The organism is Mesorhizobium sp. M0633, assembly GCF_040320645.1.
Lineage (GTDB): Bacteria > Pseudomonadota > Alphaproteobacteria > Rhizobiales > Rhizobiaceae > Mesorhizobium.
Genome location: NZ_JAMYQC010000004.1, coordinates 17,844 through 41,322 on the forward strand (window position 1 = coordinate 17,844; position 23,479 = coordinate 41,322).

A 23,479-nucleotide genomic window follows, 5' to 3' on the forward strand; every position below is an offset into this window, starting at 1 on the left:
CACCGAAGCCGATTGAATCGCGACCGAGAATGCACCTGAAACGGCAAGCAATGATGCTGGCTTCGGCCTTGACCGCGACGTTTGCCGCCGTCGGACCGGCTGAGGTGCATCCCCACGTCTTCGCTGAAGCCCGCCTCGAAGTGGTCCTCGGCCCGGATCACCAAACTGTGAAGGCATTGCGCCATGTCTGGCGCTTCGATGATTTGTTTTCGAGCACGGTGATGATGGAGTTCGACAAGAATTCCGACCTGAAACTCGACGACAAAGAGCTGAAGGATGTCGCCGACACCGTCCATGCCTCGCTTGCCGAGTTCAACTATTTCCAGCTCGTCACCGTCGACGGCAAGGACGTGGCAATGACCCCGCCGCCTCATTTGATGGCCAATTTCGACAATGACCAGTTGATCATCCTGTTTGAATCTGAACCGAAGGTGCCGATCAAACTGAGCGGCAAGATAGATATCGGCGTCTACGACCCGACCTTCTACACCGCGATCGATTTCACCGAGGATGCCAATCTGCAGGTCGATGGGTTGCCGCCGACCTGCACCAGCAAGGTTGTCCGCCCGAACCCGGACGAGGCGATCGCCCAGAACCAGAAGACCCTGACCGAGGCCTTCTTCAACGATCCGACAGGCACCGACATGAGCAAGATCTTTGCCACCAAGCTTGAACTGACCTGTCAGCCGGAAGGATAGATCCAGTGACCAAACCGTCCCTGCGTTTGGCATTCGGTCTTCTGGCCGTCGCCTTTGTGATGACGCACTTTCTCGGCACCGCCCACGCCCAGAGTTCACTCGGCATCGGCACCAATGACGGCATGGCTCCAACCGCCACCGGCCCGTTCGCCCACATCCTGATGTGGATCAATCTGCGCCAGCAGGAATTCTATCATGCGCTTGCCGGCGCGATGAAGGCGATGCGCCAGGACGGCAGCAAGTTGTGGCTGCTCATCGGCCTGTCCTTTGCCTATGGCATTTTCCACGCCGCCGGCCCCGGTCACGGCAAGGCGGTGATCTCTTCCTACATGGTGGCCAATGAAGTGGCGCTCCGGCGCGGCATCATGCTGTCCTTCGTCTCGGCCCTGCTGCAGGCGCTGACCGCGATCGTGGTGATGCTGGTCGCCTATTTCTTGCTGCGCGGCACTGCTGTCTCGATGACAGACGCCGCATGGTTCCTCGAAATCATGAGCTATGTCTTCGTCACTCTGTTCGGCGCCTGGCTGCTGTGGCGCAAGGCCGGCCCGGCCATCCTTCGCCTGTTCGGCGCAAATCCGGGCTACAGCCTCTCGGCTGCCCATGCCGGCCATTCACATTCCGGCCATTCACATGCCGCCCATTCACATGCCCATGCGGCACATTCCCACGCGCTTGATGCGCATGACCACCACGATCATGCGCATGACCATCACGATCACGGCGCCCACGACCACGCCCATGCTGCGCACGATCACCACAGCCATGCGGCGGGCGAGGTCTGCGAGACCTGCGGACACTCGCATGCGCCCGACCCGGCGCTGCTTTCCGGTGATCGCTTCGATTGGCGCACGGCCTGGTCGGCGGTGGCTGCCGTCGGTATCCGCCCCTGTTCAGGCGCGCTGATCGTGCTGAGCTTCGCCTTGCTGAACGGGCTGTGGTTCGGCGGCATCCTTTCGGTGCTGGCCATGGCGCTCGGCACCGCAATCACCGTCTCGGCCCTGGCGACGCTTGCGGTGACCGCCAAGAACTGGGCGGTGTATTTCGCCGGCGATGGCCGCATGGGCAACCGCATCCATTCCTTCGTCGAGATCGGCGGCGCCGCCTTCGTCTTCCTGTTCGGCCTGCTGCTGCTCTCGGCCAGCCTGACGACCGGCGGGTGACGTCCAGGCGCGACTCTCCCTTCTCCCCTTGTGGGAGAAGGTGTCGCCGAAGGCGACGGATGAGGGGTGTTCCAGCTTGGCGCCAACAGCGCTCCGTCCAGCACCCCTCAACCGTCTTGGCGCTGCGCGCCAATCCACCTTCTCCCACAACAAGGGGAGAAGGAAGACGGCGCCACGTTAAATCCTGCCGCCCAGCTCATCCTCAATATGGACGCGTATAATCTCATCAAAACTCGTCTCCGCCGCAAAGCCAAGCTCCCTCGAGCGCCGCGCCTCGAAGCGCGTCGGCCAGCCCTTGACGATCGCCCAGATCGTCTCGTCGGGCTCCTCGCGGATCAGTTTCACCGCCTTGGCGCCGGCAACACGTTCCAGCGCTTCGATCTGTTCGCCGACGGTGACGGCGACGCCCGGCATCGTCAGGTTGCGGCGCGGGCCGACGGCACTGCCGTCGATCTGAGCCGCATGGATCAGGAAATTCACCGCCGAACGCGGGCTGGCGTGTGTGTGGACGACCGAGCGCGGCACCGGCAGGATCGCTTCATGGCCGCTCAGCGGCTCGCGGATGATACCCGAGAAGAACCCTGAGGCCGCCTTGTTCGGCTTTCCCGGCCTGACGCAGATGGTCGGCAGCCTGATGCCGATGCCGTCGAAGAAACCGCGGCGCGTATAGTCGGCAAGCAGCGCCTCGCCGATCAGCTTCTGCGTGCCGTAGGAGGTCAGCGGCGTCGGGTGGAACTCGTCCGGAATGATGTCGGGAGACGGTGCGCCGAACACGGCGATCGACGAGGTGAAGACGACGCGTGGCGTATAGGCGGCCAAGCGGATGGCATCGAACAGCGCCCTTGTGCCGTCGAGATTGACGCGGTAGCCGAGATCGAAATTGGCCTCCGCCTCGCCCGACACCACGCCGGCGAGATGAAAGATCACGTCGGGGCGCGGCGCGACCAGATTTGCCGTCGCGCCGGGCGCGGCAAGATCGCCGGTGTGGAGGGTAATGCTGACACCTTCGAGCACCGGCGCTTGCGGCGGCACGATATCGTGAAGATCGAGCGCGGCGATCTTGCGGCCGCCGAGCGTCCCGTCCTTGGCCAACCTGGCGATGAGCTTGCGGCCGACCATGCCTGCCGCGCCGGTAATCAGAATGCGCATGTCACTTTCCCTTTTTGCGCTGGCTGCGGCTACGCAGCCAGAACACCACGAAGATTGCCCCCATGAAGATCGCCGCGACGACGCCGGCAAGAACCGTCGAGACCTTGCCGACCGCCAGCATCACGGTTGGAAGATAATAGGCTGCGATGCCGAACAGCAGCAAAACCCAGGCGGCGCCGATCGCCGCATTGCGGGTGTCGCGGTCCATCACGCGGCGCCAGGGTGGCGAGAGTTCATGTCAATCGTTGCCAATGCCCAGAACTCCCGAAGTCAGTGATAATGGCCGCGGTGCGGTGCCGTATCATGCGCATGATCGTGCTCGTCATCATGCTCATGGCTGTCGGCACATCGGCCGAATTCCGGTTCGACCGTGGCATGGGCTATGCCATGTTCCGCCGCAAGCCGCTTCTTGATCGCGCTGACCGCCATATGCGCGTCGACGCCGTCATTGAGGCAGGCATGCAACGTCGCCATGTTGCTGGAACCGTCGATCGACCAGACATGCATGTGATGCACCTCGCGCACGCCCTTGATCGAGCCTTCGATGTCCCTGGCGATCAGGTCGCGGTCGAGGCTTGCCGGCACGCCTTCGAGCAGGACGTGGGCGGCCTCGCGCATCAGCGACCAGGCCGTGGACAGGATCAGCAGCGCGACAAGCACCGATAGGATCGGATCGATGGGCGTCCAGCCCGTCGCCAGGATCACCAGCGCCGCCACGATCGCCGCGGCCGAGCCTAGCAGGTCCCCGAGAACGTGCAGGATGGCGCCGCGCATGTTCAGGCTATCGCGGTCGCCGCCATGCAGCACGTAGAACGAGCCGAGATTGACCAGCAGGCCGGCGATCGCGACGACCAGCATCGGCCCGCCGAGCACCGGAGCCGGCGCTTGCAAGCGGCCCCAAGCCTCGTAGACGATCCACAGCGCGATGGCGAAGATGGCGATGCCGTTGGTGTAGGCGACCAGCGTCTTGACCCGGCCGAAGCCGTAGGTGAGGCGCACGGTCGCCGGCCGGCTCGCAAGGTGAAAGGCATACCAGGCAAGGCCGAGCGCGACGCAATCGGCAAGCATATGGCCGGCATCCGCCAGCAGCGCCAGTGAACCGGTGAAGATGGCGCCCAGCGTCTCCGCGACCATGAAGCCGGCGGTCAGGCAGGCCGCGATCAGCACGCGCTTCTTGTCGGTCGAGCCGTGCACATGCCCGGCACCGTGACTGTGGTCGTGGCCCTGCGCAGCATGGTCGTGGGAATGCGCCATCTATGAGCTCCTGCTAGAGCCTGGTCCATCCCGGCAGAATCGGGATGGAGGCACTATCTTTTTATTTGACCATGATCTTTTCCGAAAACCGGATTCCACTTTTCGGGATCATAGTCAGGCGCCGAACTCGGCGCGAAAATCCTCGAGCCGCCGCTTCTGCTGGCCATCGCTGTCGAAATTGGCCGGATCGAGCCACGCCTCATAGGCTCTGCGCAGATCAGGCCATTCCTTGTCGATGATCGAATACCACGCGGTATCGCGGTTTTCGCCCTTGACCACAAGATGCTGACGGAAAATGCCCTCGAACTTGAAGCCGAAACGTTCCGCCGAGCGCTTCGACGGCTCGTTGCGGTTGTTGCATTTCCATTCGTAGCGGCGGTAGCCAAGCTCGTCGAAGACGTACTTCATGAACAGGAACTGCGCTTCCGTCGCCGCCGGCTTTCGCGAGATCAGCGGGCCCCAATAGATGTTGCCGATCTCAATGACGCCGTAGGTGGCGTCGATGCGCATCAGCGTCTGGCGCCCGGCGATCTTGCCGCTGGCCTTGTCGATGACCGTGAAGAACAGCGGGTCTTCGCTGGCTTCCGCCTTGTTCAGCCATGGCTGGAAGGCAGCGCGGCTCTCCGGCGGGTAGTCTGGCAGCCAGGCAAAGCGGCCGTCGACATCGGCCACCGACGAGGCCTCAAACAGGCCGTCGCCGTGCTTTTCGGCGTTGAGCGGCTCCAGCCTGACAGTGCGCCCCTCCAGCACCTTGCGTTCGGGCCGCGGGCGCGGTTGCCAATTCTTGAGATTTTCCGACACCGAAAACTCCAATCCGTTTGACTTTTGCGGGCGGACGCTCACAAAAACGCACGCTCGCTGAAAGAACCACACGGACAGGAAAAATGCTCCACACGATTTCGGCCTTCGATCGCCTCGGCGAGGAAAATGCGTTCGCGGTGCTGGCGCGCGCCACGGCACTTGCCCATCAGGGCCGCGACATCGTCAATCTCGGCATCGGCCAGCCCGACTTCAAGACGCCGCAGCATATCGTCGAGGCCGCGATCAAGGCGCTGCGCGACGGCCATCACGGCTATACGCCGGCCAACGGCCTGCTGGCGACGCGCGAAGCGGTGGTCCGCCGCACGCTGGCCACTACCGGCGTCGAAGTCTCGCCCGAAGCGGTGATGATCCTGCCCGGCGGCAAGCCGACCATGTTCGCGGCCATCCTGATGTTCGGCGAGCCGGGCGCCGAAATTCTTTATCCCGATCCCGGCTTTCCGATCTACCGCTCGATGATCGAGTTCACCGGTGCTGCCCCCATCCCGGTGCCGATGCGCGAGGAGAACGGCTTTGCCTTTTCGGCTGCGGAGACCTTGGCGCTGATCACCCCGAAGACTAGGCTGCTGATCCTCAACTCGCCCGCCAATCCGACCGGCGGCGTCACGCCTCGCGCCGAGATCGAAAAGCTGGTCAGGGGGCTGCAAGCGCACCCGGACGTCGCCATCCTCTCCGACGAGATCTACGACGTGATGACCTATGACGGCGAGACGCACTGTTCGCTGCTCGCCTTCCCCGAAATCCGTGACCGGCTGATCGTGCTCAACGGCTGGTCGAAGACCTGGGCGATGACCGGCTGGCGCATGGGCTGGTCGATCTGGCCGAATGGCGACAAGGGCGCGCATCTCTACGACAAGGTGCGCAAGCTGGCGGTCAATTGCTGGTCCTGCGTCAACGCACCGAGCCAGTATGCCGGCATAGCCGCCATCGACGGCCCGCAGGACGATGTCGACAAGATGATGCGCGCCTTCGACCGCCGCAGGAAGGTCGTGGTCGAGGGGTTGAATGCCTTGCCCGGCGTTTCCTGCATTACGCCGAAAGGCGCCTTCTATGCCTTCCCCAATGTTTCCAAGACCGGCTGGAAGGCCAAGAAGCTCGCCTCGGCGCTGCTCGAGGACGCCGGCGTGGCGCTGATCGGCGGCCCCGATTTCGGCATTCTCGGCGAAGGCTATGTCAGGCTGTCCTATGCCAATTCCGAGGAGAACATCCTGCGCGCGCTGGAGCGGATCGAGGCGTTCCTGGCGAAGTGAGGACGACGAAAGGAGACGCCAGATGTTCTATGCCATTCTTGCCTATCACGAGGAAGAAGCGATTACGGCACTGACGCCTGAGCAGGATGCGGCGCTGATGACCGATCTTCTCCAGATCAACGATCGGCTCTACCGGCAAGGCACCCTTGGGCCGGCGGCCCGGCTCGGCGCGACACAAGACGCCTGCACCTTGCGCGGGCCAGGCACCGGAATGGTTATCGACGGCCCCTTTGCCGAGACCAAGGAACAATTGCTGGGGCTCTATGTCGTCGACTGCGCCAACCGTGACGCCGCCATCGACATTGCGCGCGACCTTCGCCGCGTCAATCCGACCGCCGTCTACGAAATCCGCCCGATTTCGCTATATTTACCCGGCGTGCCGCTTCCGGTCACCCGGCCCTGATTTAGGACCGGGTTGAGACTAATTTAGCCTCGCCCGACAAATGGCATCTTCGTCGCCATCACGGTCATGAACAGGACGTTGGCGTCGAGCGGCAGGCTGGCCATATGGAGGACGGCATCGGCGACGCGCTCGACGTCCATCACCGCTTCGGCGGCGATGGAGCCATTGGCCTGCGGCACACCGACCGTCATCGCTTGCGCCATGTCGGTCAAGGCGTTGCCGATGTCGATCTGGCCGCAAGCAATGTCGAAGGGCCTGCCGTCCAGCGCCAGCGTCTTGGTCAGTCCGGTAATGGCGTGCTTGGTCGCGGTATAAGGCACAGAGCCCGGCCGCGGCGCGTAGGCCGACACCGAGCCGTTGTTGATGATGCGGCCACCCATCGGCCGCTGCCTGCGCATGGCGCCAAAGGCGGCGCGGGCGCACAGGAACGAGCCGGTGAGATTGACCCCGACGATGTCGTTCCACACGTCGACCGGGATGTCGTCGATCAACGTCGATTTGTAGCTCGTGCCGGCATTGTTGAAGAGCAGGTCGACGCGCCCGAAAGCCGCAGCCACCGTCTCGAACAGATCGTCGACCTGATCGGCCTTGCTGATGTCGCAGGCGAAGGCCAATGCCTTGGCCTGCGTCGGCCCGGCCGCGGCGATCGCATCCTCCAGCACCGGCTTGCGGCGACCGCAGAAGACCGTGTTCCAGCCGGCCTTGAGCAGCGCCGTGGCGACGCTTTTGCCGATGCCCGTGCCGGCGCCGGTTACGATGGCGGTTTTAGAGTCGGTCATGGCTGTACTCCCTGAAAGGGACGAGGCATCGCAAATGACGGGAACCATGGCAAGCCGGCGCAAAGCCTGTGCTCACAAAAAGGGCGGTCATTGGCGACCGCCCCTGATCCGAACCGGGCTTGGGAGGAGGAAAGCCGATCCGACTGCCTGAAATCATGCGCCCACCGGATTAACGAGAAGCTAACGCGAATGCCGCCGAGCTCTCCGAGGCTCCTCCCCCAAGCTACCAGCGCGAACCGCTCACCGGCTTGGCCGTGCTGCCCGTTGCCGGCACCTTCGCCGCCGTCACCGTCGCCTCGACATGATCGACCAGCGCGTCCGGCAGGCCGAGACGGCCGGCAAGCAGGTCGAGATAGCCGCGTTCGGCCCGCGTGTCCGGATCGATGGCAAGACGCGAGGCGGTGTAGAGTTCCAGCTTTTGCGCATCGGTCTTGGCGCCGGCGATCAGCACATCCAGATCGAGCGGCGCCTCGAGTTCCGACATCAGGAATTTCTCCGCTTCGGCGCCGACGCCGGCGAGGCTGAGCTTGCCGGCGATCTTCTGCCGCTCTTCGTCATCGACGTGGCCGTCGGCCTTCGCCGCCGAGATCATCGCCCTGACCAGCGTCAGCGTGAATTCGTCTTCGCCCTGCGGCGCTTGCGACGGATGGAAGGCGGTATCGGCCGGCGGCGGCAGCAATTCCGGTTCGCCTGCAGCTTGCGTCTCGGCCGGCGCGTTGCCGTTCTTGTAGTTCTGGTAGGCCTTGTAGGCGAGGCCACCGATCGCAGCCAACCCACCAAGCTTCACCGCCGCACCGGTGACCTGGCGGCCGGGGCCGGTTCCGAGCAGCACCGCGGCCAGCGCACCGGCTGCAAGCGGATTGTCCTTGGCCATCTGCACCGCCTGCCCGGCCTTGTCGCGGACGGTCGATCCGGTGCCGGGAATTTGCGAGCCGAGCAGATCGTCGAGGAGCTTCTTGGGATCGAACATCTATGCCTCCAGAATTGGCCCGGCCGAAGGTGCGCGGGCAGGTTTGCACGTCGAAGACCTAGGTCCCGCAGTTTGACATTACAATGACGGGGTGCATCGTTTTGCCCGCTGCCACGCATGACCTCGCACCGACATCTGCTGGGATTTCACGCGGAAATCAAAGTGCTGCAGCCTCCTTCCGTGCCCAAAAAACACGCGACGCTCTGGACATTGGACGTGTCGAAACCGCCCCCGACTTCGACTAATGTCGCGGCATGTCGCTTGGGAGGAGCCTGGCATGACCGATGAGACAGACCGCCAGCCGGCACGCGATCCCCAGGAACTGGAGCGCCTGCTGATTTCACGGCAATGGGTCGGAGACATTGACGGCATGGCAGCGCTTTTCGAGCAGCATGCCGTCATCGACAGCGGTGGCGGACAACTGACGTTCGGCCGCGAAGCCATCCGGGGGCTGTTCGCGGAGATCACCGCAACCGGCCGAAAATTTCAGTCCGGAGATCAGCGCCCGGCTGTCATCAATGGCGACCTGGCGCTCACCTCGACCCGGCTTCCCGACGGCACCATCACCACCGAGGTCGCGCGCCGGCAGAACGACGGGACATGGCTGTGGGTCATCGATCGTTTCTCTGTTGCTTGACGTGAAGTTGCTTAACGTGAAGCTAACTTCCGATGTGACGATCGCCGCGCGCTTGCGCCAGCTCGACCTGGCGCTGGCGCTCGGCGTAGCGGGCGCGATCCTCGTCCGAGCGGGCGTCGAAGCAATGCGGGCATGAGATGCCGGTGGCATATTCCGGCGACAGCCGGTCTTCTGCGGCCAGCGGATGCCGGCAGGCGCGGCAGAGTTCGGCGTCGCCTTCGAGCAGCCCGTGCGATACCGAAACGCGCTCGTCGAAAACGAAGCATTCGCCTTGCCACAGGCTCTGTTCGGCGGGGACGTCCTCGAGATATCTCAGAATGCCGCCCTTGAGGTGGAACACATCCTCGAAGCCGAGCGACTTCACATAGGCCGTCGCCTTCTCGCAGCGTATGCCGCCGGTGCAGAACATGGCGACCTTGCGCCCCTCGAGCTCATGCCGATGCTGCTCGACCCAGGCCGGGAATTCGCGGAAGCTGTTGGTGGTAGGATCGACAGCGCCCTTGAAGGTGCCGAGCGACACCTCGTAGGCGTTGCGCGTGTCGATGACGATGGTACCCGTATCCGAGATCAGTGCATTCCAGTCGGCCGGCGCAACATAGGTGCCTGCACCTGCCGCCGGATCGATATTGTCCACGCCCATGGTGACGATCTCGCGCTTCAACCGCACCTTCATGCGGTGGAACGGCATCGTTGCTGCGCTGCTGTATTTGATCTCGAGGCCGGCGAGACCGTCGATGGATTCGAGATGATCGATGAGCGCGGCGATTGCCGTTTCACTGCCGGCGACCGTGCCGTTGATGCCCTCACGCGCCAACAGCAGCGTGCCTTTGATGCCGCGTGCGCAGCAGAAGGCGGCGAGCGGCGCGCGCAGCGCCTCGAAGGTGTCGAGCCGGGCGAAGCGGTAAAGCGCGGCAACGCGGAAGGCTTGGCTGGGAAGTGTCATCACCAAGCCACTAAACGCTCACGACAGCCGGATCAAGGCAGAGCCGGGAGCGGTCTGATCGCGGAAGGTTTCGAACACCACGCGTGACATCGCGACACGCCGCGTTTCGTGGACAGAAAAACCGCCTTCTGCTAACCGGTCGACTTGATCAACAGAGGAGAGACGACGAATGCCCAGCACGACCGAAAAGCTCCTGTCGCTCCTCAACGGCCAGCCGGTCATACCGGTGCTGAAGATCGCCAATCCTGCCGACGCGGTGCCGCTGGCCCGGGCGCTGGCCAGCGGTGGCCTGCCGGTGATCGAGATCACGCTGCGCACCGCCGACGCGCTGGAGGCGATCCGCCGGGTGGCAGGCGAGGTCGAAGACGCGGTCGTCGGCGCCGGCACCATCCTGGACGCCCGCCAGTTCGGCGAGGCGGCGGCCGCCGGTTCGAAGTTCATCGTCAGCCCCGGCATCACCCGCGAGCTTCTCGCGGCAGCCAAGGACAGCGACGTGCCGTTGCTGCCCGGTGCCATCACGCCGGGAGAGGTCATGGCCGCCCGCGAAGCCGGTCTGCGCTTTCTGAAATTCTTCCCGGCCGAACAGTCGGGCGGCATTGCCTCGCTCAAGGCTTTCGCCTCGCCGCTTGCCGACGTGAAATTCTGCCCGACCGGCGGTATCACCGGCAAGAACGCCGCCGACTACCTCAGCCTGCCCAACGTCATCTGCGTCGGCGGTTCCTGGGTGGCGCCGGACGAGCTGGTCAAGGCCGGCAAATGGGACGAGATCGAAGCCTTGGCACGCGCCGCGAGCAAGCTCGGGCGATAACGTCTTCTGCATCAAAAGCCGCCGCCGATCTGGCCGATCCGGTTCGCCGGCTGGTTCCCGCTCATGGGCTCGAACCACGATTCACGCCTTCAAAGGGCGCTGTCCTACCATTAGACGAAGCGGGAGAATGCCGACCGCTGGTTAGCATCCCTGGATGAAGGAAGCCAGTGCCGGCGGTGGAGGCCGCGCGGGGTGCCAGCGCAGCCTTTACGATATTTGCCCAGCGCGGCCTACTCGGTCTTGAAGCGGGCAACCGACATGAACTTGACGGCTTTGCCGGTGAACCGGTTTGCGTCGGCCATCTCGTTGCCCGGCTGGAAGCCTATCGTATAGACCTCGCTCGGTGCCGTACGGACGAAGTCGTAGGCGTAGCGCGGCGCCGTTGTCGCATCTGAAACGGTTGCGACATACTCACCGCTGTGCAGCGCCCACCGGGCGGCCTGCGGCGCGGCGGCGACCACCACCGGCTTGGGGCCGGGCTTCAGGTCGCGGGCGGTGGCCCTGGGTTCCTTGCGTGTGGTCTTCACGCCTGCACCGATGACGGCGGCCGGATCGGAGCCGGCCGGGCGGGCAACGATGGCCTCGCGCGGCGATGCCCCGTCGCTCGATGCCCCGTCGTCGCTCGCCGGTTCCTCGAACACCGATGCTTGCTCGGAAAGCGACGCGACCTTGTATTCGTCGGTCGCGCTGACCCTTTCCAGAACGGCCTTGACCTCGTCGGGCTGGGAACTGTCGGGCCGCGCCGACGGCAACACCGAGAATGCGTCGGTGGCGGTGTTGCTCCGCTCGGCCGCACTCGCCAGCGCCAGCAACACTTGCTTGTCCTGCGGCGCAAGACTAGCCGGCGAAAGATCGGCCGGCAGCGAATGATCGGGCCGCCAGCTCGGCACGGGAATGTTGTTTGCCGCGACCTGCACCGGGCCGGCCGCGGCAGACGGGTCTGCTATGCCGAACGGAACATTTGCCGGCGCCACGCTTGCCGGCGCTTGCGCGGTCGCCACCGCCTGTTCAGTCGATCCAGCCGCATCCGCCACGCCGAACGGAACGTTCTCAGGCGGCTGGGCGCCGACGTCCGTCTTCGGACGCGGAGCAAAATCCGGCAGCGGAATGCTGCGCGCCGGCAATGCCGCGATGATCGTCTCCGGCGTGTCGTTCTCCGGTTCAGGCGCAGGCGCCGGAGCATCGGCGACTTCCGGTATCTCGGCGCGCTTGGCATCCTGAGGCGCGACGATAGCAATACCAGGCAGGTTGCTGCTCTTGGCGGACGGCGCCGGCTTCACGTTACGGGGTTTTGGTGCTGGCTCGGCCATCGCCACATCGGCGCTGTCGTCCGCCTCGTCGTCGCCGCCGCCGAACAAGGCTGCCAGGAACCCGCGGGATTTCTTGCCGCCGCTGCTTGCGCTGGCCAGTTCGATGGCCGGCGCGCCGGCGCCCTTGCGGGCCTTGTAGGAGGCGAGCGCCTGTTGATAACCAGGCAGCGGCTTGCCGTCGCTCGGCACATGCAGCGTCTTGCCGTTGGGGAACACGCGCGCCAGTTCCTGGCGGCTGATGCCGGGCCAGTGGCGCACATTGCCGACATCCATATGCACGAAGGGCGAGCCGGAGCTGGGATAGTAGCCGACGCCGCCGCCCTGCATCCTGAGGCCGATGTCACGCAGCTTCTTCAATGGGACGCCAGGAATGTAGAAATCCATCGCCCTGCCGAGCATGTGCTGGCTCTTCTCGGCGACGCCCCTGCTGCGGCTGCGCAGCATCGAATTCGTGGCCGGCGAACGATAGCCGCAGACGACCTGGATGTAATCGGTGGCGCCGCTCTCCCGATACGCTTCCCAGACCAGGTCCAGCAGGCGCGGATCCATCTTGGTCGGCTCGTTGCGGCGCCAGTCGCGCAGGATGATGTTGATCTTTCGCAAGCCCGCCTGGTCGTAGCGGCCATTACGCTTGTAGACGATCTCCGCCTTTTCATGCGTGTGGAGATGATAGAGCTTCAGCGAACGTGTCTCGGCGCTGGCGCCGGTTGCCGCCGCTGCAAGGAACCCGACGGCAACAATCACCGCTGCCAGCCATCTCGGCCAGACGCTCATGTGATAATGCCGCCCGTTTTCGTGTCGTTCGATTCTGCTCAAATCAAAAGGCCTTGCAGGCTGCCGTTTTGTCCCCGGATTTGACCAAACGGATGCGAGGTGTGTGCACCCGAATATCGATCCTAATGGTTAATCATCGCTTATTGAAGCCGAAATGCGGTAACACGGTGGCGATATCCCGCCAAAAATATTGCGCAGGATATCTTGGTAAACCGCTGGTTTAGATCATGTTTTGGCGCCAGCTCGAAACACGATCTGTTACCGTCCGCCTTAATACGTGAACACTGTGGCGAACACATCATTTCGAGGCGCAGTTGCGTGGAATGATGTCCGGATGAGAACCGGCTTGGCCCTGTGACTCAGGAAGCGAGCCGTTCGACGCGGCCGGTTTCCGGGTCGATGCCGTATTCCTTGAGCTTGCGGTAGAGCGTCGACCGGCCGATGCCGAGGCGGCGGGCGACTTCGCTCATCTGGCCGTTATAGTGATCGATGGCGAGCTTGATCATTTCGAGTTCGACGTCGGCCAGCGCACGCACATTGCCGCGCTCGTCGAGCGCCCGCAGCGTGCCGAAACGAGGCCTGGCCGGTGCATCGGGCTCGGCCGCGGCGACGCCGACGGCGGCCGGGACGTTATCACGCGGCTGGCTGCCCGAAGCCACTCCAGAAGCTGGCCACCCTGAAGCTGGCCCCACTGAATTGGGCAAGGCGATACCCGCATCGAGATTGACCGTGCCCTCGACCTGCGCCCGGATCTGCGGGAACTCTTCTTCGGTCAGCATGTCGCCGTCGGCAAGCACCGAAGCCCGGAAGACGGCATTTTCGAGCTGCCTTATATTGCCCGGCCAATCATAGGCCTGCAGCATGACAAGCGCCGCAGCCGAGATGCCCCGCAGGCGGTGGCGCGGATCGGCGGGTGCCACCTTCTCCATGAAGTGCTCGACCAGATAGGGGATGTCGTCGCGACGGTCGCGCAATGGCGGCACGAAGATCGGATAGACGTTCAGCCGGTAGAACAGATCCTCGCGGAACTTGCCGTCCTTGACCTGCTGCAGCAGGTTGCGATGGGTTGCCGAGATCAGCCTGATGTCGACCCTGACGGTCGAGCGCCCGCCAACCGGATCGACCTCGCCGTCCTGTACGGCGCGCAACAGCTTGACCTGCACGTCGAGCGGCAGGTCGCCGATTTCGTCAAGGAACAGCGTGCCGGTGTGCGCTTCGACGAACTTGCCGGTATGTTTTTCGGTGGCGCCGGTGAACGAGCCCTTCTCGTGCCCGAACAGGATCGATTCGACCAGATTGTCGGGGATGGCGCCGCAATTGACGGTGACGAAGGGTTTCGAGCGGCGGTCGCCGCTGCCCTGGACGGCGCGCGCCACCAGTTCCTTGCCGACGCCGGATTCACCTTCGATCAGGATCGGAATGTTGGACGCCGCCGCCTTGCGGCCGAGCCGGATCACCCGATCCATCGCCGGACTGTGGGTGATCATGTCCTTGAATGTCAGATGGCCGCCACGCTGTCGTGACGAGCGCTTCACTTCGCCTTCGAGCGCTTCGACCTTGAGGGCGTTGCCGATCGACGCCTGCAGCCTGTCGGGGGAGGCCGGCTTGACGACGAAGTCGAAGGCGCCGTGACGCATTGCCGAAACGACGGTTTCGATGCCGCCCTGCGCGGTCTGCACGATGACGGGAATGTGGATGCCACGCTCGCGCATCGCCTTCAGCACGCCGATGCCGTCGAGCCCGGGCATCATAAGGTCGAGGATGACCACCGACACGTCGCGCGCATTGGGTCCGTCGACAAACTCGAGACCCGCCTCGCCGCCATCGGCGACGATCGCGGTGTGGCCGAATTTCGTCACCGCCGCCTCGAGAAGCCTGCGCTGCACGGGATCGTCATCGACTATGAGTATGGAAGCTGCCATGACTGATCCGACCGTGCCCGCCCGAGAATGCGCCCTATGGATCATCTTGGCACAGGGTTCTAAATAAGCTTTCAAAAAACCCGGTGAATGAATTCCTTAGGATTTGACCGGCTTCTCGTTTCCTCGAATTTTTGTGTCTGGAAGGATCGGCAATGCGCATGGTTTTTGCTCGAAAGCTGGCGGCGGCGCCCGGTCAGGGCGTGGCGCAGCTTGGCGACCTGCCGGAATGGAATCTGGCCGATCTCTATTCGGGCATGGAAGCGCCCGAGTTGAAGCGCGACATCGCCAAGGCCGCCGTCGATGCCATCGCCTTCGAGAGCCGTTGGAAAGGCACGCTCGCCGCCGAGGCCGGGCGTGGCAGCGCCGGCAGGCTTGGCGAGGCGCTTCAGGCCTATGAAGCGCTGGAGGAGCTGATCGGCCGCATCGTCTCCTATGCCGGGCTTGTCTATGCCGGCAACACGTCGGATCCGCAGCGCGCCAAGCTCTATGGCGACATCCAGGAAAAGATGACCGATGCCAGCGCGCACCTGCTGTTTTTCGCGCTCGAGCTGAATCTCATCGACGATAGCGCGATCGAAACCGCACTCGCCGCCGATCCGGCCTTCGCCCATTACCGGCCCTGGGTGCTCGATCTGCGCAAGGACAAGCCCTATCAGCTCGAAGACCGCATCGAGCAGCTCTTCCATGAAAAATCGATCACCGGGCGCGGGGCCTGGAACCGCCTGTTCGACGAGACGATGACCGATTTGCGCTTCGACGTCGACGGCGAGGAGCTGACGCTGGAGCCGGCACTCAATCGCCTTCAGGATGCCGACGGCGAGGTGCGTCGCCGGGCATCCGAGGCGCTGGCCACGACCTTCCGCAAGAATTTGCGCGTCTTCACGCTGGTCACCAACACGCTGGCCAAGGACAAGGAGATTTCTGACCGCTGGCGCGGCTTCGAGGACATTGCCGATTCCCGCCACCTCGCCAACCGTGTCGAACGCAGCGTGGTGGATGCACTCGCCGCCGCGGTTCGCGACGCCTATCCACGCCTGTCGCATCGCTATTACGCGATGAAGGCGCGCTGGCTCGGCATGGAGGTGATGAACCACTGGGACCGCAATGCGCCATTGCCCGAGACCCCACAGGCGGTCATCGGCTGGGACGAGGCCAAGAACACCGTGCTTTCCGCCTACCAGCGCTTTTCGCCCGACATGGCGGAGATCGCCAGAACTTTCTTCGACCGCAACTGGATCGATGCACCGGTGAGACCCGGCAAGTCGCCTGGCGCCTTCGCGCATCCGACCGTGCCTTCGGCGCATCCCTATGTGCTGCTCAACTACATGGGCAAGCCGCGCGACGTGATGACGCTGGCGCACGAGCTCGGCCACGGCGTGCACCAGGTGCTGGCCGGCGGCCAGGGCGCCCTGATGGCATCGACGCCGCTGACGCTGGCCGAAACCGCATCGGTGTTCGGCGAAATGCTGACCTTCCGCTCGCTGCTCGAGCAGACCACCGACAAGCGCGAACGCAAGGCCATGCTCGCCCAGAAGGTCGAGGACATGATCAACACGGTCGTGCGCCAGATCGCCTTCTACGAGTTCGAGCGCAAAGTGCATGCCGAGCGCAGGAGCGGCGAACTGACCTCCGACAAGCTCGGCCAGTTCTGGTTGGAAGTGCAGGCGGAAAGCCTCGGGCCGGCGATCAAGCTGCGCGAAGGGTACGAGATTTTCTGGACCTATATCCCGCATTTCATCCACTCGCCTTTCTACGTCTATGCCTATGCATTCGGCGATTGCCTGGTGAACTCGCTCTACGCGGTCTACCAGAACGCCGAGCGCGGCTTTCAGGAGAAATATTTTGCCATGCTGCGCGCCGGCGGCACCAAGCATCATTCCGAGCTTCTGGCACCATTCGGCCTCGACGCGGCCGACCCTGCCTTCTGGCAAATCGGGCTTAGCGTGATCAGCGGACTGATCGACGAGCTGGAAGCACTGGACAATTGATGCGCAACACTGGGTGATGCGCAACACCGGATGACTGGGTTTTCCAGAACAGTTTAGCTGCAATGCATATTGGCGATGGTTCTATTCTTGTTTTGGATATTTGTTCTTAAATAACTTTCCATGGAAGTTTTCCGTTAGATTCCCGTAAGCTGTATGATAGCGTCCGCCCTCAAGCTCAGCCGGGCATGAATGGGTCCGGTCGGAAAATCCCGACCGGTCATGCGTGTCGGCGGATGCGACAACGGCTGTTGGCCAGGGGCAAACCGGTCGCCGACGGCTCGATCGAAGCCGGCTGTTCTGCAAATTGCGGAACCACCATCGAATGGTCCTTCGCCGAGGTCATGGCTCTACAGGCCAGGGCGGACGGATCGGACTGGAGAGAGAAAGACAATGGGCACTTTTTTCTACATGCTCCTGGCGTTCCTGGTAGGTGTGTTGGTTGGCTGGTTCATTTGGGGACGCCTGCGTGGCGAACTCGACAGTTTGCGCGGCGATCTAGACCGCACGCGCAGCGAACGCGACAGATTGCGGGCCGATAGCGACCGTCTGACCGGTGAGTTGGATGCATGCGGCCGCGCCCGCGCCGATCTCGAACGCCGGCTGGGCGAGGCGAAAACCACCCAGGCGCCAACCGCGAAGGCGGTAACAGCCAAGGCGCCAGCCGCCAAGACCGGCGCGACCAAGGCGACGATGCAGGCGCCGTCAACGCTGATGTCGACATCCGCACCGGCCAAACCGGCGCCGAAGAAATCTGCAACGGCGAAGGCCGCGACCGCGCCACGCGCAAGTGCCGCGAAAGCGGCAACACCGAAACCGCCTGCATCGAAAGCGAGCGCCGCGCCAGCGGCAAGCAAGGCTGCGCCGGCGGCAAGCAAGGCCGCGCCAGCTGCAAAGAAAGCCGCGACCGGCAAGGCAACAGCCACTGCCCCAGGCAAAGCCAACGATCTGCGTCGCCTGATCGGCATCGGCCCGACCAGCGAGCGGCTGCTCAAAGGGCTTGGGGTCACGACCTATGCCCAGATCGCCGCCTGGACGCCCGACGATGTCAAGCGGATCGAGGCGACGTTGAATTTCGACGGCCGTATCGAACGTGAACGCTGGATCGAGCAGGCGAAACTGCTTGCCGCCGGCGACGAAAAGGAATTTGCGCGCCGCTTCCCGACCGCGGGAGAAGCCAGCAACACCTGATCCATCGCAGGCGGCATCTTGAACAAGGCGGCGCCCACTGGCGCCGCTTTTGTTTTTGCCGCCGCGCCTTTGCGTCTTGAGACGCCGTTCCCTCGATTGCGCACGGTCGAGCCCCCATATAGATCGATCGCTGGTGACCGCAGCATCCGAGCCTTATGTCCCTGCCCCTGCCCTTTGCAATTTTCAGGAACGACGAGACCGCGCGGCAGCTCGTTTTCGACCGGCCGGCCGAGATAATCGCAGCGCATGGCGAGGCGGATTTTTTGCCGGCGCTGGAAGCCGCGCAGGCTGCACATGACGGCGGCAAATGGCTGGCCGGTTATTTCTCCTACGAGGCCGGTTACCTGCTCGAACCCAAGCTCGTTCCGCTGCTGCCGGCCGGCCGCCGCGCCCCGCTTTTCTGCCTCGGCGTGTTCGATGCGCCGGTCGAGGAGACGGTCGCGCCAGGCGATCTGCCGGCTAGCAACGGCCCAATCTTCGACGCCAAGGCAGCCTGGTCTTCGGACGACTACGCCAAACGCTTTGCCAGGCTGCATGACCACATCCGCAAGGGCGACTGCTACCAGGGCAATCTGACCTTTCCGGTCCATGCGCAATGGTCGGGCGATCCGCTGGTCGCCTTCAACGCGCTGACCGAACGCCAGCCGGTGAAGTATGGGGCCCTGGTCGCGCTCGGCGATCCGATCGTCTTGTCGCGTTCGCCCGAACTGTTCTTCGAGGTGGACGCGGAAGGCATGATCGAGACGCATCCCATGAAGGGCACCGCGCCGCGCGGGGCAACAAAAGCCGAGGACGATCGCCTGAAAGCGTTCTTGCGCAACGACGAGAAGAACCAGGCCGAGAACCGGATGATTGTCGATCTCCTGCGCAACGATATTTCACTGATCAGCGAGGTTGGCACGCTCGATGTGCCGGAGCTTTTCCGCATCGAGAGCTACCCGACCGTCCACCAGATGGTGAGCCGTGTGCGGGCGAAACTCTTGCCCGGCCTCGCCATCCGCCAGATTTTCGCCGCGCTGTTCCCCTGCGGCTCGATTACCGGCGCACCGAAGATCCGCGCCATGGAGATCCTGCGCGAGCTGGAAAGTGGCCCGCGCGATGTCTATTGCGGCGCCATAGGCTGGATCGCGCCCGGCGGCCGGATGCGCTTTTCCGTGGCGATCCGCACCATCTCGCTCTTTGCCAATGGCGAGGCGGTCTACAATGTCGGCGGTGGCGTCGTCTTCGATTCGACAGCCGAAGAGGAGTACCAGGAGTGTCTGCTGAAAGCCCGTTTCGCGACGGGAACACTGCCGATTTCGAACTGATCGAAACAATGCGCTGGGAACCCGGCTCGGGTTTCCTCCGTTTCGACCGCCATCTCGCGCGGCTCTACGGCTCGGCAAGCGAACTCGGTTTCGCCTGCGATCCGCAAAGGGTCGGCGAAGCGCTGATGAATGCGGTCGGCCGCGAGCACATCGCATTGCGCACTCGCCTCGTCCTGTCGCGCAAGGGCGAAGTCGCGGTTTCGGCGCAGCCTTACGAGCCGCTCGCCGCAGACAAGGTCTGGACACTTCAACTGGCACGGGTGCGGCTTGATTCGAGCGACACGCTGCTGCGTCACAAGATCAGCCGCCGACAACCCTATACGCGCGCCCGCGCCGAATATCTCGCCAGCCGCGCCGACGAGGTGCTGCTCGCCAATGAGCGCGGCGAAATCTGCGAGGGCACGATCACCAACGTCTTTGCCGATTTCGGCGACGGCGTGCTGGCCACGCCGCGGCTCGATTGCGGCCTGCTGCCTGGCGTCCTGCGCGGCGAACTGCTGGATCAAGGCCGCGCCGGTGAAGCGCTCTACACGTGGAACGAACTGCAATCGGCCAAGGCGCTGTTCGTCGGCAACTCGCTGCGCGGATTGATCCCGGCGCGGCTGGGCTGAAGCATCTGGAGACAACAATGTTCGTGGTTTCGCTGAACTACAAGGTGCCGCTGACCGAGATCGACTGCCTGCAGCAAGCGCATGTCGAGTGGCTGAAGGCCTGCTATGCGCAAGGTATCTTTGTCGCCTCCGGGCCAAAGCGGCCAAGGACCGGCGGCATCATCATCGCGCGCGGTCCACGCGAGGAACTCGATGCCAGACTGGCGGACGATCCCTTCGCCAAGGCAGGTGCCGCCGATTACGAAATCACCGAATTCACGGCGAGAATGGCCGCCGCCGCACTGGAAGCCTACAAAGAAGCATGAGTTTCCGCACACCGACCCACACACCCTATGACGGCTCGTCGAAACTGTTCACCATCGGGCTGAAGCCGCTCAATCTCGATAGCTGGATCGAGGTCGACGAATATCTGCTGCCCTATCTTGCCGAGAAACGCCGGCTTTACGCGGAAATTCCCGACAAGGTTTTTGTCGAGGAGCAAGCAACGCGCGACGCCCAGCGCGAAGTGCTCGATCTGCTCGGTGCGCATCTGGCGGCGAACTTTCCTGAGACCCACAGGCGTACCGACAATGCGATCGAGGCGATCGGCGGCACCGACGATCTCGAAGGCTCGGGCACCGCAGCTTCTTTCAGCGATGCGCCGCTTGTCGCGGCCTCGCTGCTTGTGCAGGAGGATTTGATCCTGATGCGCCGCGACGACAGCGGCTGGCGTCTGGCGGCCGGCTCGCTCTGCTTCCCCTCGTCATGGTCGCTGATCGAAAAATTCGGCAAGCCGCTGCAGCAGATCCACGCGCCGGTACCGGGTTTCGGCCCGGGCACACGCCCGGCCGATCTCATCAACCGCATGTTCGACGGCCTCCAGGGCCAAGCCGTCGAGCGCTACAACTGGTCGATCCAGGCGGGCGACGCGCTCTACCATCCGCTCTCCAACCTCGAACGTATCGACCGCGCCAGCAGTCGCCCGTCGAGATTCCCGGACGGCGACATCGACGCCCATGTCTTTATCCGGGTCGAGCGGCAGACGCTGAGAAAGCTCCCCGTTTCGGGCGACGTACTCTTCACCATCCGCATCCATCTCGACCCGCTCGCCGTGCTGGAACGCCACCCCGACCGCGCGGCGCTCGCGGCGTCCTTGGCCGAACAACTTCTGGCGCTGGACGAGGCACAACTCGACTACAAGGGGATGACCGCCGACCGTGACCGGCTGGTCGCGTGGCTCAGGGCGCTGGCGCTGTCCTAGAGCAGTTCATCGTCTCACGGAAACGCCGAACCGCTCTATCTCTTTGTTTCTGCGCAATCCCGGACGGAAAACCGTTTCACACCTTTCCTGGAATTGCCCTAAATCGCAGCCAGGCCCAGCAGCAGGATCGCGGACATCGCGGTAAAGACGGTGACGTTGACGTCCCACCGCCAGCCCGCCGGTCCAAACGGCGGCCGGAACGGCAGATAGCCGTTCTCGTCATACAGCACGCCGCCATAGATCGGCCGCGAGAGCATGGCCGCGAAGAATGCTCCATACATAGCCGCGGCCAATCCCCCGGCGAGATAGAGCCGCTCGGCTTCGAGTTGTCCCTTGATCCAGATAAGTCCGAGCGCAATCAGCGCCACTCCGGTGTAGCTCAGCACCTGCCAGACGACATGAAACCGGGCGTGTGGGGTCCACAACGGATTGGTTGCATGTGTGGCGTTCAAGTCGGCTTTGATCGTCGCTACACCGTAACCCGCGGTCGCGACGCTCAGCAGAATTCGGGCAAGCAGATGACTGTCATAAGCGAGTTCCATCGCATTTTCCTCCCCTCACGCCGGAACGGCTTGAATGGCCCCCTGGGCACAGAAGAGCTGCCCATCGGCCAGCCGCGCATAATTATGGACGATCCCCTTCTCGTGATCCTGCAACTGCACGATGAAGTTGCCGCTCTGCTCCGTCCAACTCGCGAGATTCGGGTGTACGCTGGTCAGGTCGACCTTGACCACCTCGTGGTCCCGATCGACGCCTGGATATGCAATTCCTGCGGCGAGAAAAACGTCAGCCGTGGTACGAAGGGGCCGAAAACGCAGTCGAAAGTCTTGCCGACGAGCGAAGCTGGAAAAGCATCGGTTTCTGCCATCATCCTCTCCTTGGCATGGCCGCTGCGGCCACGCCATTTGACGATTCTCGGTGTCGCAGTCGCATAAACATTCCGAATATACGATCGGCCTATTTCGGTTTTGAGTCAATAAAATTCTTGGAGCGCTCCAAAAAATGGTCTACCTCAGGAAAAACGAGTGAATGGCCAATGCCAACCCTAGCCGATGTCGGCAAGGCTGCCGGAGTTTCCCGGGGGACTGTCTCCAACGTCTTCAACCGGCCGGAGCTGGTCAGGCCCGAATTGCGCGAGCGCGTCGAAGCGGCCGCGCGAGCGCTCGGGTTTGGCGGCCCCGATCCGAAAGGACGATTGCTGCGGCACGGCAAGTTCAATGCCATCGGGTTCATGCCGCCTGGCGCCTACGCCATCTCCGAAGTGATGAGAAGCCCCTATGGCCGCGAGCTGGTGCTCGGCGTTTCGCTCGCCTGCGACGAGGCTGGAACGACGCTCAGCCTTGTAAACGGCACCGATGACACGCGCTTCGCCAGCATCCGCGATGCGCTGGTTGACGGCTTTATCCTTGGTCACAGCGCCGATATCGGTCTCATAATTTCGGTCCAGAGACGGCGTCTGCCCTTCGTCATTCTCGAAAGCGACGCAGGTCCCGACATCAATTCGATAAAGATCGACGGCTGGAGCGGCGCGGTAGCTGCCGTCCGGCATTTGACCGGGCTGGGGCACCGGCATTTTGCCATCCTTTCGGTGCGACGGACTCCCGGCCCACCGATTGTCCACATGCCCGGACAGGCAACGCGCCCGCTTCTGGCCGGCTTCCCGCTCGACGATGAAAGGCTCGACGGTTTCAAACAGGGTTTGGCGGAGGCGAATTTGTCGATCGACGATGTCCCGATCATCGAGACGATCCCAGGCGAGCCATCTGCCGGAGCAGTGGTGTTCGACAGGGCGCCTGAAGCAACCGCGATCCTGACCATGTCGGATTGGCAGGCGATCACAATACTGGACGAGGCGGTTCGCCGCGGCATCGACGTGCCGGGCCACGTATCGGTCGTTGGCTTCGATGGGACCGCTGAATCCGCACGCACCACGCCTCCGATGACCACTGTGGCGCAAGACGTGATCGGAAAAGGCAGGCTTGCCGCCCGAATGGTTATTGACAATGAAGCCCCCCGCCAGGTCGTTCTGCCGGTAGAACTGGTGGTTCGAGCCTCCACAGCCGCGCCGAGGGCAAAAATCCGCTGAAACGCGCGGATGCGCCATCCGCATCTGGGGCGGCGCTGGCAGCGTCTTTTCGCTGAGCAGCGTCTGGCACTGAACGGGGCACAACTTGACTATAAGGGCCTGACAGCCGACCGTGACTGTCGGCGGAAGACAACTGTAACTTGTGGCTTGGGGGAACAATGATCCAGCATCTTGGCAGGCCGG

General features: G+C 63.4%; 25 protein-coding genes and 1 tRNA gene. 13 read left to right on the forward strand and 13 right to left on the reverse strand.

The features are described 5' to 3' along the window. The first annotated feature begins 29 nt into the window (after positions 1-29). Positions 30-698, forward strand: coding sequence for a DUF1007 family protein (locus NKI47_RS05145; RefSeq protein ID WP_352564924.1), 669 nt, complete (start codon positions 30-32; stop codon positions 696-698). A gap of 5 nt (positions 699-703) precedes the next feature. Continuing rightward, positions 704-1,858, forward strand: coding sequence for a nickel/cobalt transporter (locus NKI47_RS05150; protein ID WP_502894479.1), 1,155 nt, complete (start codon positions 704-706; stop codon positions 1,856-1,858). Between the two features lie 177 nt (positions 1,859-2,035). On the opposite strand, the gene denD is transcribed toward NKI47_RS05150, so the two are convergent. The 4 genes from denD to NKI47_RS05170 form a co-directional block, all read right to left on the reverse strand. After that, positions 2,036-3,007, reverse strand: coding sequence for a D-erythronate dehydrogenase (denD, locus tag NKI47_RS05155; protein ID WP_352588048.1), 972 nt, complete (start codon positions 3,005-3,007; stop codon positions 2,036-2,038). A gap of 1 nt (position 3,008) precedes the next feature. Next, the gene (locus NKI47_RS05160; RefSeq protein WP_352588051.1) at positions 3,009-3,215 is read right to left on the reverse strand and encodes a hypothetical protein; all 207 of its coding nucleotides are present in this window, start codon (positions 3,213-3,215) and stop codon (positions 3,009-3,011) included. 62 nt (positions 3,216-3,277) lie between these two features. Further along, positions 3,278-4,261 carry a cation diffusion facilitator family transporter gene (locus NKI47_RS05165; RefSeq protein WP_352588053.1) on the reverse strand — a complete coding sequence of 328 codons (984 nt, stop codon included), beginning with the start codon at positions 4,259-4,261 and terminating at the stop codon, positions 3,278-3,280. Between the two features lie 114 nt (positions 4,262-4,375). Then, positions 4,376-5,062, reverse strand: a complete 687-nt coding sequence (locus NKI47_RS05170; RefSeq protein ID WP_352588056.1) for a GNAT family N-acetyltransferase — start codon at positions 5,060-5,062, stop codon at positions 4,376-4,378. Between the two features lie 83 nt (positions 5,063-5,145). On the opposite strand from NKI47_RS05170, the gene NKI47_RS05175 reads away from it, so the two are divergent. Both NKI47_RS05175 and NKI47_RS05180 read left to right on the forward strand, forming a co-directional pair. After that, positions 5,146-6,330, forward strand: coding sequence for a pyridoxal phosphate-dependent aminotransferase (locus NKI47_RS05175; RefSeq protein WP_352488769.1), 1,185 nt, complete (start codon positions 5,146-5,148; stop codon positions 6,328-6,330). A 22-nt stretch (positions 6,331-6,352) separates the two neighbouring features. After that, complete coding sequence (locus NKI47_RS05180; protein ID WP_254816974.1) at positions 6,353-6,733, forward strand: YciI family protein; 381 nt, start codon at positions 6,353-6,355, stop codon at positions 6,731-6,733. A gap of 23 nt (positions 6,734-6,756) precedes the next feature. Here the strand turns inward: NKI47_RS05180 and NKI47_RS05185 are convergent, their stop codons facing one another. Next, a complete protein-coding gene (locus tag NKI47_RS05185; protein ID WP_352588059.1) occupies positions 6,757-7,512 on the reverse strand; it encodes an SDR family oxidoreductase in 756 nt (251 codons plus the stop codon). A gap of 223 nt (positions 7,513-7,735) precedes the next feature. Continuing rightward, the gene (locus tag NKI47_RS05190; protein WP_352588062.1) at positions 7,736-8,482 is read right to left on the reverse strand and encodes a tellurite resistance TerB family protein; all 747 of its coding nucleotides are present in this window, start codon (positions 8,480-8,482) and stop codon (positions 7,736-7,738) included. Positions 8,483-8,759: 277 nt separating this feature from the next. Here NKI47_RS05190 and NKI47_RS05195 point away from each other — a divergent pair, with 277 nt between their 5' ends. After that, a complete protein-coding gene (locus NKI47_RS05195) occupies positions 8,760-9,119 on the forward strand; it encodes a YybH family protein (protein WP_352588065.1) in 360 nt (119 codons plus the stop codon). A gap of 22 nt (positions 9,120-9,141) precedes the next feature. Here the strand turns inward: NKI47_RS05195 and trhO are convergent, their stop codons facing one another. After that, a complete protein-coding gene (gene trhO, locus NKI47_RS05200; protein WP_502898020.1) occupies positions 9,142-10,062 on the reverse strand; it encodes an oxygen-dependent tRNA uridine(34) hydroxylase TrhO in 921 nt (306 codons plus the stop codon). 18 nt (positions 10,063-10,080) lie between these two features. Further along, complete coding sequence (locus NKI47_RS05205) at positions 10,081-10,242, reverse strand: hypothetical protein (RefSeq protein ID WP_352588071.1); 162 nt, start codon at positions 10,240-10,242, stop codon at positions 10,081-10,083. Here NKI47_RS05205 and NKI47_RS05210 point away from each other — a divergent pair. Further along, on the forward strand, positions 10,232-10,870 hold the full coding sequence (locus NKI47_RS05210) for a 2-dehydro-3-deoxy-phosphogluconate aldolase (protein ID WP_352448209.1): 639 nt from the start codon (positions 10,232-10,234) through the stop codon (positions 10,868-10,870). The two genes, NKI47_RS05205 and NKI47_RS05210, sit on opposite strands and share 11 nt — an antisense overlap. A gap of 51 nt (positions 10,871-10,921) precedes the next feature. Here NKI47_RS05210 and NKI47_RS05215 read toward each other — a convergent pair. The 3 genes from NKI47_RS05215 to NKI47_RS05225 form a co-directional block, all read right to left on the reverse strand. Then, a tRNA-Gln gene (locus NKI47_RS05215) sits at positions 10,922-10,995 on the reverse strand. 105 nt (positions 10,996-11,100) lie between these two features. Then, entirely contained in the window at positions 11,101-12,954 is a 1,854-nt protein-coding gene (gene mepK / locus NKI47_RS05220) for a peptidoglycan L,D-endopeptidase MepK (protein ID WP_352588074.1), read from the reverse strand. A gap of 359 nt (positions 12,955-13,313) precedes the next feature. After that, positions 13,314-14,876, reverse strand: coding sequence for a sigma-54-dependent transcriptional regulator (locus tag NKI47_RS05225; RefSeq protein WP_352588077.1), 1,563 nt, complete (start codon positions 14,874-14,876; stop codon positions 13,314-13,316). A 152-nt stretch (positions 14,877-15,028) separates the two neighbouring features. Here NKI47_RS05225 and NKI47_RS05230 point away from each other — a divergent pair, with 152 nt between their 5' ends. From NKI47_RS05230 to NKI47_RS05255, 6 genes are all read left to right on the forward strand, one after another. Continuing rightward, positions 15,029-16,864, forward strand: coding sequence for a M3 family oligoendopeptidase (locus NKI47_RS05230; RefSeq protein WP_352588080.1), 1,836 nt, complete (start codon positions 15,029-15,031; stop codon positions 16,862-16,864). A 390-nt stretch (positions 16,865-17,254) separates the two neighbouring features. Beyond that, the gene (locus NKI47_RS05235) at positions 17,255-18,052 is read left to right on the forward strand and encodes a helix-hairpin-helix domain-containing protein (RefSeq protein WP_352588083.1); all 798 of its coding nucleotides are present in this window, start codon (positions 17,255-17,257) and stop codon (positions 18,050-18,052) included. 155 nt (positions 18,053-18,207) lie between these two features. Beyond that, complete coding sequence (locus NKI47_RS05240; protein WP_352588086.1) at positions 18,208-19,359, forward strand: aminodeoxychorismate synthase component I; 1,152 nt, start codon at positions 18,208-18,210, stop codon at positions 19,357-19,359. Beyond that, entirely contained in the window at positions 19,308-19,970 is a 663-nt protein-coding gene (locus tag NKI47_RS05245; RefSeq protein WP_352588089.1) for an aminotransferase class IV family protein, read from the forward strand. Before NKI47_RS05240 ends, NKI47_RS05245 begins: the two co-directional genes overlap by 52 nt. A 17-nt stretch (positions 19,971-19,987) precedes the next feature. Then, positions 19,988-20,275: a YciI family protein gene (locus NKI47_RS05250; protein WP_352454072.1), complete on the forward strand. Its 288-nt coding sequence runs from the start codon at positions 19,988-19,990 to the stop codon at positions 20,273-20,275. Further along, positions 20,272-21,210 (forward strand): heme-dependent oxidative N-demethylase family protein, encoded by a 939-nt coding sequence (locus NKI47_RS05255; RefSeq protein WP_352568133.1) that lies wholly within the window; start codon positions 20,272-20,274, stop codon positions 21,208-21,210. The genes NKI47_RS05250 and NKI47_RS05255 overlap by 4 nt, the downstream gene beginning before the upstream one ends. Positions 21,211-21,308: 98 nt before the next feature. On the opposite strand, the gene NKI47_RS05260 is transcribed toward NKI47_RS05255, so the two are convergent. Next, positions 21,309-21,752: a hypothetical protein gene (locus tag NKI47_RS05260; protein WP_352588093.1), complete on the reverse strand. Its 444-nt coding sequence runs from the start codon at positions 21,750-21,752 to the stop codon at positions 21,309-21,311. Positions 21,753-21,767: 15 nt separating this feature from the next. Further along, positions 21,768-21,944: a MoaF-related domain-containing protein gene (locus tag NKI47_RS05265; protein ID WP_352588096.1), complete on the reverse strand. Its 177-nt coding sequence runs from the start codon at positions 21,942-21,944 to the stop codon at positions 21,768-21,770. A 302-nt stretch (positions 21,945-22,246) separates the two neighbouring features. Between NKI47_RS05265 and NKI47_RS05270 the strand changes: the two genes are divergently transcribed. Beyond that, the gene (locus NKI47_RS05270; RefSeq protein WP_352588099.1) at positions 22,247-23,296 is read left to right on the forward strand and encodes a LacI family DNA-binding transcriptional regulator; all 1,050 of its coding nucleotides are present in this window, start codon (positions 22,247-22,249) and stop codon (positions 23,294-23,296) included. Positions 23,297-23,479 lie beyond the last annotated feature (183 nt).